General features: G+C 61.9%; 8 protein-coding genes. 6 read left to right on the forward strand and 2 right to left on the reverse strand.

What is annotated here, in order from left to right; all coding sequences use genetic code 11:
* Nucleotides 1-5: 5 nt before the first annotated feature.
* Nucleotides 6-626, reverse strand: a complete 621-nt coding sequence (locus ACK3CV_RS12905; RefSeq protein ID WP_033648347.1) for a helix-turn-helix transcriptional regulator — start codon at nt 624-626, stop codon at nt 6-8.
* A gap of 604 nt (nt 627-1,230) precedes the next feature.
* On the opposite strand from ACK3CV_RS12905, the gene ACK3CV_RS12910 reads away from it, so the two are divergent.
* Nucleotides 1,231-2,505, forward strand: a complete 1,275-nt coding sequence (locus tag ACK3CV_RS12910; protein WP_033653137.1) for a Glu/Leu/Phe/Val family dehydrogenase — start codon at nt 1,231-1,233, stop codon at nt 2,503-2,505.
* Between the two features lie 39 nt (nt 2,506-2,544).
* Here the strand turns inward: ACK3CV_RS12910 and ACK3CV_RS12915 are convergent, their stop codons facing one another.
* Nucleotides 2,545-4,083, reverse strand: a complete 1,539-nt coding sequence (locus ACK3CV_RS12915; RefSeq protein ID WP_164141019.1) for a long-chain-fatty-acid--CoA ligase — start codon at nt 4,081-4,083, stop codon at nt 2,545-2,547.
* 135 nt (nt 4,084-4,218) lie between these two features.
* Here ACK3CV_RS12915 and ACK3CV_RS12920 point away from each other — a divergent pair, with 135 nt between their 5' ends.
* The 5 genes from ACK3CV_RS12920 (at nt 4,219) to ACK3CV_RS12940 (ending at nt 13,361) form a co-directional block, all read left to right on the forward strand.
* Entirely contained in the window at nt 4,219-4,788 is a 570-nt protein-coding gene (locus tag ACK3CV_RS12920) for a DJ-1/PfpI family protein (protein WP_033634573.1), read from the forward strand.
* Nucleotides 4,789-4,943: 155 nt separating this feature from the next.
* Nucleotides 4,944-6,104: an efflux RND transporter periplasmic adaptor subunit gene (locus tag ACK3CV_RS12925; protein ID WP_269454185.1), complete on the forward strand. Its 1,161-nt coding sequence runs from the start codon at nt 4,944-4,946 to the stop codon at nt 6,102-6,104.
* Entirely contained in the window at nt 6,101-9,265 is a 3,165-nt protein-coding gene (locus tag ACK3CV_RS12930) for an efflux RND transporter permease subunit (RefSeq protein ID WP_489009862.1), read from the forward strand. Before ACK3CV_RS12925 ends, ACK3CV_RS12930 begins: the two co-directional genes overlap by 4 nt.
* A complete protein-coding gene (locus ACK3CV_RS12935) occupies nt 9,265-10,743 on the forward strand; it encodes an efflux transporter outer membrane subunit (protein WP_060420781.1) in 1,479 nt (492 codons plus the stop codon). The genes ACK3CV_RS12930 and ACK3CV_RS12935 overlap by 1 nt, the downstream gene beginning before the upstream one ends.
* A 62-nt stretch (nt 10,744-10,805) precedes the next feature.
* Complete coding sequence (locus tag ACK3CV_RS12940; protein ID WP_164141015.1) at nt 10,806-13,361, forward strand: heavy metal translocating P-type ATPase; 2,556 nt, start codon at nt 10,806-10,808, stop codon at nt 13,359-13,361.
* The last annotated feature ends 4 nt before the right edge of the window (nt 13,362-13,365 follow it).

The raw sequence follows: 13,365 nt of genomic DNA on the forward strand, positions 1-13,365 counted from the left end.
CGCCTTTACTCCTGCTTCAATTCTCGCAAGTGCTTGTACACCGTGGCGCGCCCCATCGACAGCACGTTGGCGATGTAGTCCGCGGCGCTTTTGGCCTTGAACGCCCCCTGATGATAGAGATCGCTGACCAGCCGCCGTTTCTGTTCGCGGCTCAGCGCGCCGAGCGCGGCGTTTTCGCGCCGCAGCCAGTCGTGCAGGAAGGTGTTGATCTTCTCCTGCCAGTCATCTTTGAACAGCTGTTGCGGCTGTGGCTGCAGCCGCGTGACCGACAGGAACATGTCCAGCGCGTTGCGGGCGTCCTCGAACATCGCGGTGCTCAGGTTGATGCACAGCAGATAGCTGGGCTTGCCCTGCTCGTCGCGCGCGGCGATGCTCACGGAACGCATCTTTTTGCCGTCCCAGTTCAGCTTCTCATAGGGGCCGGTCACGCCGGCGCCGCCATCAAGCTCGAAGTCCTCCAGCCCGGCGTCATCGCCCGGTTTGCGCTTCGACAGGTTGTTGGCCAGATAGGCAATCTTGTTGGTGGCCAGATCGTGGATCACCACTTCCGCATTCGGAAAAAACAGCGCCGCGATGCCGTCGGCGACCGAGCGCAAAAGTTCGAGTTGAGAAGAAGAGTTCGGCACGCTGGGGGGTCTCCGTATAGCCCGGTTTGGTTTGCGGTTCAGCCGCTTAGCATACCGCAGTTGCCGCCGCTTGCCGAGTGGATGGCGTTGGCGTCTCCTTCACCGACGGCTGCGCCGCAAGCGCCTTTATTGTCCTTGCCGGGGATCGGTCACCCGTCCGTTTCTGGTGAATAAGCTTTTCAGCCCACTCTTCTGCCGCAACACATTAAAACAGCCTCGAATCATGCTCCTCTTTGCCAGGTAAAACACGGCGGCAGACGGCGTTTTAACAGGATTTTAACGCTGCCGAGGGGAAACGCCATTGTCAACATGGCTGTTAAATAAAATGAAACTTTTTGATCACATTCAAGCTTCTGAAAAATAGATAAAAAGGGTTTTTATGCGCTTTACATGCATAAATTATGCATGTGCTCGCTCACTGCCGACAAAAAGTAATTAACTATTCATTTATCGCCCTGCAGGCGGCGAAAAACCGCCCGCTGGCCCGATGAGCGGGGGGCTAACAACCGGCATAATTAGTGGTAAATTTAGCGTCGCAAAGTGTTATGCGCTTGCTAATCCACGGTTAAACGAAATAAATACCTCTAATATATAAAGGTTGGTTATGGAAAAGCTATCCTACGCTTCAGACAGCAGCACCACCGCTTGGGCTACATATCTGCAACAAATCGATCGCGTCGCCCCTTACCTCGGCGAGCTGTCACGCTGGGTTGATACGCTGCGTCACCCTAAGCGCGCTTTGATTGTCGATATCCCGCTGCAGATGGACGATGGCACCATCCGTCACTTCGAAGGTTTCCGCGTACAGCACAACCTGTCGCGTGGGCCGGGCAAAGGCGGTATCCGCTTCCACCCTGACGTCGATCTGAACGAAGTGATGGCCCTGTCCGCCTGGATGACCATCAAGTGTGCCGCGGTCAACCTGCCGTACGGCGGCGCCAAGGGCGGCATCCGCGTCGACCCGTTCAAACTGTCTGAAGGCGAACTGGAGCGACTGACCCGCCGCTACACCAGCGAAATCGGCTTCATCATCGGGCCACAGAAAGACATCCCTGCGCCGGACGTCGGCACCAACGCCAAAGTGATGGCCTGGATGATGGACACCTACTCCATGAACCACGGCACCACCATCACCGGCGTGGTCACCGGCAAGCCAATCCACCTCGGCGGCTCCCTGGGCCGTGAGAAAGCGACCGGCCGCGGCGTGTTCGTCACCGGCAGTGAAGTGGCCAAGCGTCTGGGCGTGCAGATCGAAGGCGCCAAAGTGGCGGTGCAAGGCTTCGGTAACGTGGGCAGCGAAGCGGCTCGCCTGTTCGTTGGCGTCGGTGCGCGCGTCGTCACCATCCAGGACCACTCCGCCACCCTGTTTAACGCCGACGGCATCGACCTGGCCGCGCTTACCGAATACCAGGCCAAGCACAAGCAGATCGCCGGCTTCCCTGGCGCCAGCGAGATCGAAAGTGAAGCGTTCTGGTCGGTCGACATGGACATCCTGATCCCGGCGGCGCTGGAAGGCCAAATCACCCGTGAGCGCGCCGAAATCCTCAGCGCCAAACTGGTGCTGGAAGGTGCTAACGGCCCGACCTTCCCAGAGGCGGACGACATTCTGCGCTCCCGTAACATCACCGTGGTTCCGGACGTTATCTGTAACGCCGGCGGCGTAACGGTCAGTTACTTCGAGTGGGTGCAGGACATGGCGAGCTACTTCTGGAGCGAGTCCGAGATCAACGAGCGTATGGACAAGATCATGACCGACGCCATGGTCCACGTGTGGAACAAGGCCGCAGAGAAAGAGTGCAGCCTGCGCACCGCCGCTTATATCGTGGCCTGTGAGCGCATCCTGACCGCACGTAAAGAGCGTGGCATCTACCCAGGTTGATGCCCGTATCCCGGCCTGCCCCGGCAGGCCGGGTTTTCCTCAGCGCAAACAGCGCTTCAACACCTTACCGGTGCTGGTCATCGGCAAACGCTCGACGAACTCGACGATGCGCGGATACTTGTACGCCGCCAGCCGTTCCCGGCTCCAGGCGATCAGCGTTTCTTCCTCGATCGGCTCCTCCGTCTCTTTCAACACCACTACCGCTTTGATCTCTTCGCCCAGCGACGGATGTTCGACGCCGATCACCGCCACCAACGACACCGCCGGGTGGCGAATCAGCGCCTCTTCAATCTCGCGCGGGTAGACGTTGAACCCGCCGCGAATGATCATGTCCTTGGCCCGATCGACGATGAAATAGAAGCCGTCGGCGTCGCGGCGCGCCAGATCGCCGGTGCGGAACCAGCCGTTTTCCAGCACCTCCGCCGTCGCCTCGGGGCGATTCAGATAGCCTTTCATGATGTTGTAGCCGCGTACCGCGATCTCCCCCACCTGATCGACAGCGTCGACCGGCTGCCCGGTGGCGTCGAGCAGGCGCACCTCCACGCCCCAGATCGGCTGGCCGATGGAGCCGGGTTTGGTTACCCGATGGGGATGGTTAAAGGTGGCGACCGGGCTGGTCTCAGACAGCCCGTACCCTTCGAGAATGTTGACGCCGAAGCGGCGCGAAAAATCCTCCAGGATCTGCACCGGCAGGCTGGCGCCGCCGGACACCGCCATACGCAGCGTGCTGCGCAAGCTTTCGATATCCGTGTGTTCATCCAGCGCATTCAACAGCGCCCAATACATGGTCGGCACCCCGGCGAAAAAGGTGATGCCGTGCCGTTGCATCAGCGCGATGGCCTGCGCCGCGTCGAAGCGTTCGACCAGCACCAGAGTGGCGGCGGAAGCGAACCCGGCGTTCATCTGCACCGTCGAGCCGAAAGTATGAAACAGCGGCAAGGTGACCAGGTGACGATCGGGGGTCGTCTCCGAACCGTCGAACAACCGCACCGATCCCAAGGCGTTAAGCACCAGATTGGCGTGGGTCAACTCCGCCCCTTTGGCGCGGCCGGTGGTGCCGCTGGTATACAGCACCACCGCGGTGTCGCTTTCGAGCGTCGTCGCCGAAGCGAATTCGGTAGCCTGCTCGGCTATCGCCGCGCTGAAACGCTCCCCCTCGAGCGGCAACCGATCGCCGATGATAAACACCTCACGGCACTGCTCCGCGTTCGCCGCCGCCCGCAGCGCTTCCTCCCCCAGCGGCAGGCCGCTGCTGCCTTCGAAACAAAACAGCGCCACCGCCGCCGAATCCGCCAGGTAATAGTCGAACTCCGCGCTCTTAAGCAGAATATTGAGCGGCACCACCACCGCGCCGCTTTTGAGAATGCCGTAATAGACAGCCGGAAACTCCGGCCGGTTCGGGCAGGCCAGCGCCACCCGTTCACCGCGCCGCACGCCGCGCGCGACCAACAGATTCGCCACCCGGTTGGCCATCTCGTTCAGCGCCCGATAGCTGAGCGGTACATCGTCCTGTATCACCGCCGGCCGTTCCGGCCAGGTGCGCGCACTCTCTTCAAGCAAGGTAGCCAGATTCAGCATCGGGGATCCTCCCTGGGATTGAGCGGCGAGAAAAGCGCCGCAGTATCACGAGTATAGATAGGCGCTTCGAGGTTCGCATTCCCAGGGCCGCTGGGCTATACCTTAGGCAATCCCCATCCCGCAGGAGTTGTGATCATGAGCAAGAAAAAGATCCTGATGCTGGTCGGTGACTATGCCGAAGATTACGAAACCATGGTGCCGTTTCAGGCGTTGCAGATGATCGGCCATTGGGTGGACGCCGTGTGTCCCGGCAAAGCCGTCGGCGACTACATCATGACCGCGATCCACGATTTTGACGGCGCGCAAACCTACAGCGAGAAACCCGGCCACCGTTTCACCCTGAACGCCGACTTCGCCACCGCCAAAGAAGAGCACTACGATGCGCTCTTGATCCCCGGCGGCCGGGCGCCGGAATACCTGCGCCTGAATCCCGACGTGATCGCGCTGGTGCAGGCGTTTGACGCCGCGAAAAAGCCGATCGCCGCCGTTTGCCACGGCCCGCAGCTGCTGGCGGCGGCCGGGGTGTTGCAAGGCCGCACCTGCAGCGCCTACCCGGCCTGTGCGCCGGAGGTGCGGCTGGGCGGCGGCCATTATGCGGAGATCGGCATCGATCAGGCGCACGTCGACGGCAATCTGGTCACCGCCCCGGCCTGGCCGGCGCATCCACAGTGGCTGGCGAAGTTCGTCGAGGTGCTGCAGAAATAGCCGTTCAGGGGATCGCACCAGATAGCGACGACGCGGCATCCCCTTTGCAATAAACCAAAAATCGCTTGACCTTCCCAACGTTGGAAGTCGGATAACGCGGGATGAACTGCTTCCACGCAGTGAATTCCACTGTCGACTTCGGTAGGAAAGGTCAAATGATGAAAGCCAAAACCATAATCCTGATCGCAGCGGCGATAAACGGCGCTTTCGCCGTTGCCGGCTGCAAAGAAAACCCGTCTTCGGCGACACCTGCGCCGCCTCCCCGTGTTCCTGTGGCTGATGTTTTAGTCCGCCCGATAACGCCCTTTGCCGAATTCACCGGTTCGCTGGCCGCGGTCAAGCACGTTGAGTTGCGGCCTCGGGTCGCCGGTTATGTGCTGGCGGTAAATGTGCCGGAAGGTCGCCTGATAGAAAAAGGCCACCCGCTCTTTCTCATCGATCCGCGGCCATTTCAAGCCGCGCTGAACGAGGCGACGGCGCGTTTGCAAGAAGCGGAAGCCGCCTCAACGCTAGCCCAGGCCGACTATGTGCGCGCTAAGACGTTGTTCAATAAAAACGTTATCGCCCGCGATCGGTTTGATTCGGCCACCGCCATGATGAAAGCGAGCAATGCGCAGGTCAACGCAGCGAAAGCGGCGCGGGAGGCGGCAAAGTTGGATCTGGAGTTCACCCGCGTCACCGCGCCGATTGCCGGACGCGTAGGCCAGACGCTCGTCACCGAAGGCAACTATGTCACCGGCGGCGTCACACCGCTCACCACGCTGGTCTCGGTCGATCCACTCCACGTCTATTTCGATGTGGATGAACGCACCTATTTGCAATCGTTGACCGCGTGGCGCAATAAAACGGCGCCACCTGACATTCGGGTATCGGTGGCGTTGCTTGCAGACAAAACCTATTCCCGGCGCGGGCGCGTCGATTTCCAGTCCAATACCGCCGACCGCACGACGGGAACGGTGCGCCTGCGCGCGGTGATCGATAACCCGGATGGGCGACTGTCACCTGGGTTGTTTGCCAGAGTCAAGCTGGAAACCGGCGCGCCGCAGGCCAAGATCCTGATCGCCGACCAATCGATTGGCACCGATCAAAACCGGCGCTATGTCCTGGTCGTCGATGAGAATGACAAAACCGAATACCGCCCCGTTGAACTTGGCCCGGTCGTTGAAGGACTGCGCGTGATAGAGCACGGCCTGCGGCCGGGAGAACGCATCGTCGTGAAAGGGCTGGTGCGCCCCGGCATGTCAATCACGCCGCAGCCCGCCGAGATTGACGGCGCGCCTATCGAGCAATTGAACGCTGCGGGAGACGCGACATGACTTTCCCTCGTTTCTTCATTAAACGCCCGATCTTCGCCATCGTGCTCTCCATCTTGACGCTGATCGCCGGCACCGTGGCGTTATTCCAGTTGCCGCTCAGCGAATACCCTGCGGTTACGCCGCCTACCGTACAAGTGACGGCGTCTTACCCCGGCGCCAACCCGAAAGTGATCGCGGAAACGGTGGCCGCACCGCTTGAGCAAGCCATTACCGGCGTCGAAGGCATGCTTTACATGTCTTCACAGGCGGCGACCGACGGCCGAATGACGTTGACCGTCACCTTTGCCCAGGGAACGAATGCCGACATGGCGCAGATTCAGGTGCAAAATCGGGTCGCGCGCGCGTTACCCCGCTTGCCTGCAGAGGTACAGCACCAGGGAGTGGTGACGCAGAAAACCTCGCCGGACATCCTGATGGTGGTGCATCTCCTGTCGCCTGACCAACGCTACGATCCGCTTTATATCTCGAATTACGCTTATCTGCAGGTTCGTGATGAACTGTCCCGCATTCCGGGCGTCAGCGATGTCCAGGTCTGGGGAGCCGGCGAATACAGCATGCGGCTCTGGCTGGATCCGGATCTGATCGCCGCGCGCGGGCTAACCGCCGGCGATGTGATCGCTGCGGTGCGCGAGCAAAACGTTCAGGTGGCGGCCGGTTCCGTCGGTCAGGCGCCCGATTCCAATGCCGCATTTCAGGTTACGCTCAATACCCTCGGCCGTCTGGCCGATGAGAAACAGTTTGGCGAAATCATCATCCGCACCGGCAGCGACGGCCGGGTGACCCGCTTGCGCGACGTCGCCCGTATAGAAATGGGCGCCGATGCGTATGCGCTGCGCAGCCTGCTCGACGGCGAGCCGGCCGTCGCGCTGCAAATCATTCAGAGCCCGGGCGCCAACGCGCTGGACGTCGCTCAGGCGGTCAGAGCGACCGTCAAGCGCCTGGAGGGCAACTTTCCTGCCGGACTCAGTTCACGGATCGCCTACGATCCCACGGTTTTCGTGCGGGCATCGCTCGAGTCGGTTGTGACGACCCTGCTGGAAGCGATCCTGCTGGTGGTGATCGTGGTAGTGGTGTTCCTGCGCAGCTGGCGAGCCTCGCTGATTCCGCTGCTCGCGGTGCCGGTTTCGCTGGTCGGCACGTTCGCCATCATGTACTTGATGGGCTTCTCTCTTAATACGCTGTCCCTGTTCGGTTTGGTATTGTCTATCGGCATCGTCGTCGATGACGCGATCGTGGTGGTGGAAAACGTCGAACGACACATCGAAAACGGCAAAACGCCTCAGCAAGCCGCGCGACTCGCCATGAATGAAGTCACCGGGCCGATCGTCGCCATCACCTCGGTGCTGGCCGCGGTTTTCGTTCCAACAGCGTTCCTGAGCGGTTTACAGGGCGAGTTTTACCGGCAGTTCGCGCTGACCATCGCCATTTCAACCCTGCTGTCGGCGCTCAATTCGCTTACGCTCAGCCCGGCGCTGGCGAGCATGTTGCTGCGGCCTCATCCGGCGAAACCTCGCGCTCCCGGCCGCATTGGGCGCGTCTTGCAAGCCGCTGTCCGGCCTTTCCAACGCGCGCCGGACGCGTATGCCAATGCCGTGCGTAAAACGGTGCGCGTCCGCGGGATGGCGCTGGCTATTTACGGCGGGCTGCTCGTTCTGACGTTTTTCAGCTTCCAGGCCGTTCCGCCGGGCTTCGTGCCCATGCAGGATAAGTACTATCTGGTGGGCATCGCCCAACTGCCCAATTCGGCCTCGCTGGATCGCACCGATGCGGTCGTTAAACAGATGTCGAAGATCGTGCTGGCGGAACCCGGGGTGGAAAGCGTCGTGGCCTTTCCGGGGCTGTCGATTAACGGCTTCGTCAATGTGCCGAACGCCGCCGTGATGTTCGTCATGCTCGATCCGTTTAAAGATCGCGCTACGCCCGACCTGGCCGCCTCCGCCATAGCCGGTCGGCTGCAGGCGAAATACGCCGACATTCCCGATGGTTTCCTCGGCGTATTTCCGCCACCGCCCGTTCCCGGTCTCGGCGCTACCGGCGGCTTCAAGATGCAGGTGGAGGATCGCAGCGGCGCGGGGCTTGAGTCCCTGGTTGAGCACACGCGGATCCTGATGATGAAAGCCACCGAATCGGGCCAGGTCGCCGGTCTGATGACCAGTCTGGATATCAACGCGCCGCAGCTCGATGTGGTTATCGACCGCACTCAGGCGCAAAGTCAGGGTGTCAGCCTGGCGGATGTGTTCGAGTCGCTGCAAATCTACCTCGGCTCGCTTTACATCAATGATTTCAACCGATTCGGCCGCACCTACAAAGTCACCGCTCAGGCCGATGCCGCCCATCGCATGCAGGCCGAAGCTATCGGCCGGCTGCAGGTGCGCAACGCGGCCGGCGACATGCTGCCGCTGTCTTCCTTTGTCACCGTTACGCCCGGCTCCGGCCCGGATCGCATCATTCGTTACAACGGCTATCCATCGGCTGATATTTCGGGCGGTGCGGCGATGGGCGTCAGTTCCGGTCAGGCGGCTGCATTGATGGAGCGCTTGGCGAAAGAGACGCTGCCGGAAGGCATGACCGTCGAATGGACCGATCTCACCTATCAGCAAAAGCTCGCGGGCGACGCGGCGCTGTTCATTTTTCCGCTGTGCGTGCTGCTCGCCTATCTCATTCTGGCCACGCAATACAACAGCTGGCTACTGCCTTTGGCCGTGCTGCTGATCGTGCCGATGTGTCTGTTGAGCGCCATGATTGGCGTCTGGCTGCTGGGCGGCGACAACAACGTTTTCGTGCAAATAGGCCTCATTGTGCTGGTCGGCCTGGCCGCCAAAAACGCCATTCTGATCGTCGAGTTCGCCCGCAGCCTGGAGGATGAAGGCGCCAACGCGCTCGAGGCGGTGATTAAGGCCTGCCGGCTGCGATTAAGACCGATAGTGATGACTTCAATCGCGTTTATCGCCGGCGTTATTCCGTTGATCTTCGCCAGCGGCGCGGGGGCGGAAATGCGCCATGCCATGGGGGTGGCGGTCTTCGCCGGCATGCTGGGCGTGACCTTGTTCGGCCTGTTCCTGACGCCGGTCTTTTATGTCGTGATTCGCGGCCTGGCGACCCGATTCGAGCAATATCGTGCCAAAGCCAAAGCCAAAGCCAGCCGTAAGGAGCGAGTCTGATGAAAAATCTTCGTAGAACCTTGTTATTGCCGCTGAGCGCGCTCGCCTTGCTAACCGGATGTGCGGCGGTGGGCCCCGATTACTCGCCGCCCGTCGCCCGTCACCCTGCCGGCTTCGGCCAACCACCGGCTGGGTTGAGTGCCGGAAATGTCGAGCTAGCATGGTGGCGCCTCTTTGACGATCCTGCTCTCACGGATTTGGTTCAGCGCGCGTTGGCGGCGAACCATGATGTCGGCATCGCCGTCGCCCGAGTAGACGAAGCCAGAGCCCTGTTGCGTGAACAGCGGCAGGATTTCCTGCCGCGCGCCGGTGCCGCGCTGAGTTATGAGACGCGTCGACTGGGTGAAGCGGAGAAGCTGGCCGCCCAGCCACGCCATACGCAAACCTATCGCGGTGCGATTGATTCGACATGGGAAATCGATCTCTTTGGACACGTTCGGCGCTCGATTGAGGCCGCTCAGGCGCTGGCGGGAAGCCGCGAAGCGTTGCTGCGTGGCGTTCAGGCGGGCGTCGCTGCGGAAGTGGCCGCCACCTGGCTAGAACTGCGAGGTTTAGACGCCGAACTTAAGATGGTCGCCGAAATTAGCCACAGCCAGCGTGAAAGTTTGGTGCTGGTAAAAAAACAAATGAGCGCCGGCGCCGCCAGCGAATTCGACCGATTGCGCGCCGAGGCGCTATTGCGCAACGTCGAAGCGGCGACGCCAGAGCTGGAACGCCGCCGAGCCGCCGCCGTAAACGCATTGGCGACGCTGCTTGGCGAAATGCCCCAGACATTCCGCCCTCCTTCCGCCGAATGGGGAAGCCAGCCGCCAGTGCTGCGGACGATCGCCGTGGGCACGCCCGGCGCCCTGCTCGCCCGGCGCGCCGACATTGTGGCGGCTGAACGGGAACTTGCGGCAGCCACCGCCATGATTGGCGTGGAAACGGCGGCGCTCTACCCGCGCATCGAAGCGCGAGGTTCGATCGGGCTGGTCGCCGGCAACCTCGATGCGCTGACTGGCGCCGGTGCGTTCTCCGCTGTGATCAGCCCAGTGATTCGCTGGGCATTTCTCGATATCGGGCGCGTACGCGCCCGGATCGCCGCCAGCGAGGCGCGAACACAACAGGCGCTGTTGATTTACGAGCGGACGGTGCTGAGCGCGCTGCGCGAAACGGACGATGCTTTCAAAACCTATGCTGAGGCGGTCAGCACGTTGGATCTGCGGTTACTTGAGGCGGCGGCGAATCGCGAAGCGGCCCGGCTCGCCCAGACGCGTTTTGCCGCGGGCGAAGGCATTTATCTGGAGGTGCTCGAGGCAGAACGGGCCGACTTCGCCAGCCGGCGCGCATTGACGCAGGCCGGCACGCGTCAGCGGCTTGCCGTGGTGGGCATCTACAAAGCGCTCGGCGGCGGCTGGGAGACGTGCGCGGCGGCAAAAAACGATTGCCGCGGCGCGACCGGTTCGTTCATGACGGCAAAAATCGGCGATGAACCTTGACCTTCCCCCGATGGGAAGCTCTAGCCTTGCTGATACCAGCCACTCCTTTAAGGGCACATAACATGAATTCATCCAATGCCAACTTCCCCCAGCCTTCGTCCGTGCGTCTGAGTCTGCCGGTTGAAGGCATGACCTGCGCCTCCTGCGTCGGTCGCGTCGAGCGGGCCTTGACGGCGGTTCCCGGCGTGCAGGCGGCAACGGTCAATCTCGCCACCGAACGCGCCGACATCACGTTTACCGGCCAGGCGAATCCGCAGGCGGCAGCCCGCGCCATCGAAGGCGCCGGCTATACCGTGCGAGAAGAAACCACTGAGCTGGCGATCGAAAATATGACCTGCGCCTCCTGTGTCGGGCGGGTGGAGAAAGCGTTGAGCCAGGTCGCCGGCGTTACCGAAGCCAATGTCAATCTGGCGACCGAACGCGCGCGGGTGCGCTATCTGGCCGGCACCGTATCCCTGGAAGACCTCGCCGCTGCCGTCACCCGCGCCGGTTATACGCCTCGCCGCCTGACGGCGGATAGCCCCAGCGCGGACGACCAGGCCGCCGAACGGCGCGAAAATGAGTCACGCGCGTTGCGGCGCGCCCTGTTCGGCGCCGCCCTGTTCACCCTGCCGGTATTCCTGTTGGAAATGGGGTCGCACCTCATTCCCGCCATACATGAGTGGGTCATGGAGGGGTTGGGCGTGCAGACAAGCTGGTATATCCAGTTTGTCCTCACCACCTTGGTCTTATTTGGCCCCGGCCTGCGCTTCTTCCGCAAAGGCGTTCCTGCGCTGCTGCGCGGCGCCCCCGACATGAACTCGCTGGTTGCGGTCGGCACGGCGGCGGCCTACGGTTATTCGCTGGTCGCCACCTTCGCCCCCGGGGTGTTGCCGCAGGGCACCGCCAACGTCTATTTCGAAGCCGCCGCCGTGATCGTCACGCTGATCCTGCTCGGACGCGTGCTGGAGGCGCGCGCCAAGGGGCGCACCTCACAGGCCATCAAACGGCTCGTCGGCCTTCAACCCAAGGTCGCACGCGTTGAACGGCATGGCGAAACGGTTGAAATCCCTCTCGAACAGGTGGTTGCCGGTGATGTGGTCTTCGTCCGGCCGGGGGAGAAAATCGCGGTGGATGGCGAAGTTCTGGAAGGCGCGTCTTATGTCGATGAAAGCATGATCACCGGTGAACCGGTGCCGGTCGAGAAAACCGTGGGGGCCGATGTGGTCGGCGGAACCATCAACAAAACCGGCGCGTTCAGTTTTCGGGCGACAAAAGTCGGCGCGAATACCGTCCTGGCGCAAATCATTCGATTGGTGGAGGAAGCGCAGGGTTCCAAACTGCCGATTCAGGCGTTGGTCGATAAGGTGACGATGTGGTTTGTTCCGGCCGTCATGGCGGCGGCGGTACTGACCTTTCTGGTTTGGCTGTTCTTCGGGCCGTCGCCCGCGCTGACCTTCGCGCTGGTGAATGCGGTCGCCGTGTTGATTATTGCCTGCCCTTGCGCCATGGGTCTGGCGACGCCAACCTCTATCATGGTCGGCACCGGGCGCGCCGCCGAGCTGGGCGTGCTGTTTCGCAAGGGCGAAGCGTTGCAGGCCCTGCGCGATGTGGGCGTTATCGCCCTCGACAAAACCGGCACGCTGACCAAAGGCCGCCCCGAGTTGACCGATCTGGTGCCCGCTGACGGTTTCGAATACCACGAAGTACTGGCCTTGGTCGCTGCGGTCGAGACACGGTCCGAACACCCCATCGCCGAAGCTATCGTCGCGGCGGCAAGAGAGCAGAATCTTACGCTCGCCGCTGTCGACAGTTTCGACGCCACACCCGGTTTCGGCGTAACGGCGCGCATCGGCCAACGCCGGATCTCCGTTGGCGCAGATCGCTTCATGACCAGGCTCGGGCTTGATGTGGCACGTTTTCAGCCCGTCGCCGAGCGCCTCGGCGCCCAGGGGAAAAGCCCGCTTTATGCCGCCATTGATGGCCGTTTGGCTGCGGTGATCGCCGTTGCCGATCCGATTAAGGAAACAACGCCGGAAGCTATCGCTGCGCTGCATGCGCTTGGGCTCAAGGTTGCGATGATCACCGGCGACAATGCCGCGACGGCGGCGGCGATCGCCCGGCAATTGGGGATTGACGAAGTCGCGGCCGAAGTGCTTCCCGAAGGCAAGGTGGCGGCGTTGAAATCCTTCCGCAACAGCGGCGCGAAAGTCGCCTTCGTCGGCGACGGCATCAACGATGCGCCGGCACTGGCGGAAGCGGACGTTGGGCTGGCTATCGGTACAGGCACCGATGTGGCAATAGAAGCGGCCGATGTGGTGCTGATGTCGGGCGACCTGCGCGGCGTAGCCAACGCCATTGCGCTCAGCCAGGCGACGATCCGCAACATCAAGCAGAACCTGTTTTGGGCCTTCGCCTATAACGCCGTCCTGATCCCAGTGGCAGCCGGCGCGCTTTATCCCCTGAACGGCACGCTGCTTTCGCCTATTTTCGCCGCGGCCGCGATGGCGCTTTCCAGCGTTTTCGTCCTTGGCAATGCGCTGCGGCTCAAACGTTTCCAGGCGCCGATGGCCGTCGAGAGCCGCGCTGAAGCGGCGGCGGCAACCGCGCAACCCGGCGGAATATCGGCATCATCGTAACAGG

The organism is Serratia sp. TSO36 (assembly GCF_057808395.1).

What these genes read in the sequence shown, in the direction of transcription:
- ACK3CV_RS12915 (WP_164141019.1), bottom strand. Translation starts at nt 4,083, where the DNA reads ATGCTGAATCTGGCTACCTTGCTTGAAGAGAGTGCGCGCACCTGGCCG.
- ACK3CV_RS12940 (WP_164141015.1), top strand. Translation starts at nt 10,806, where the DNA reads ATGAATTCATCCAATGCCAACTTCCCCCAGCCTTCGTCCGTGCGTCTG.
- ACK3CV_RS12925 (WP_269454185.1), top strand. Translation starts at nt 4,944, where the DNA reads ATGATGAAAGCCAAAACCATAATCCTGATCGCAGCGGCGATAAACGGC.
- ACK3CV_RS12935 (WP_060420781.1), top strand. Translation starts at nt 9,265, where the DNA reads ATGAAAAATCTTCGTAGAACCTTGTTATTGCCGCTGAGCGCGCTCGCC.
- ACK3CV_RS12920 (WP_033634573.1), top strand. Translation starts at nt 4,219, where the DNA reads ATGAGCAAGAAAAAGATCCTGATGCTGGTCGGTGACTATGCCGAAGAT.
- ACK3CV_RS12910 (WP_033653137.1), top strand. Translation starts at nt 1,231, where the DNA reads ATGGAAAAGCTATCCTACGCTTCAGACAGCAGCACCACCGCTTGGGCT.
- ACK3CV_RS12930 (WP_489009862.1), top strand. Translation starts at nt 6,101, where the DNA reads ATGACTTTCCCTCGTTTCTTCATTAAACGCCCGATCTTCGCCATCGTG.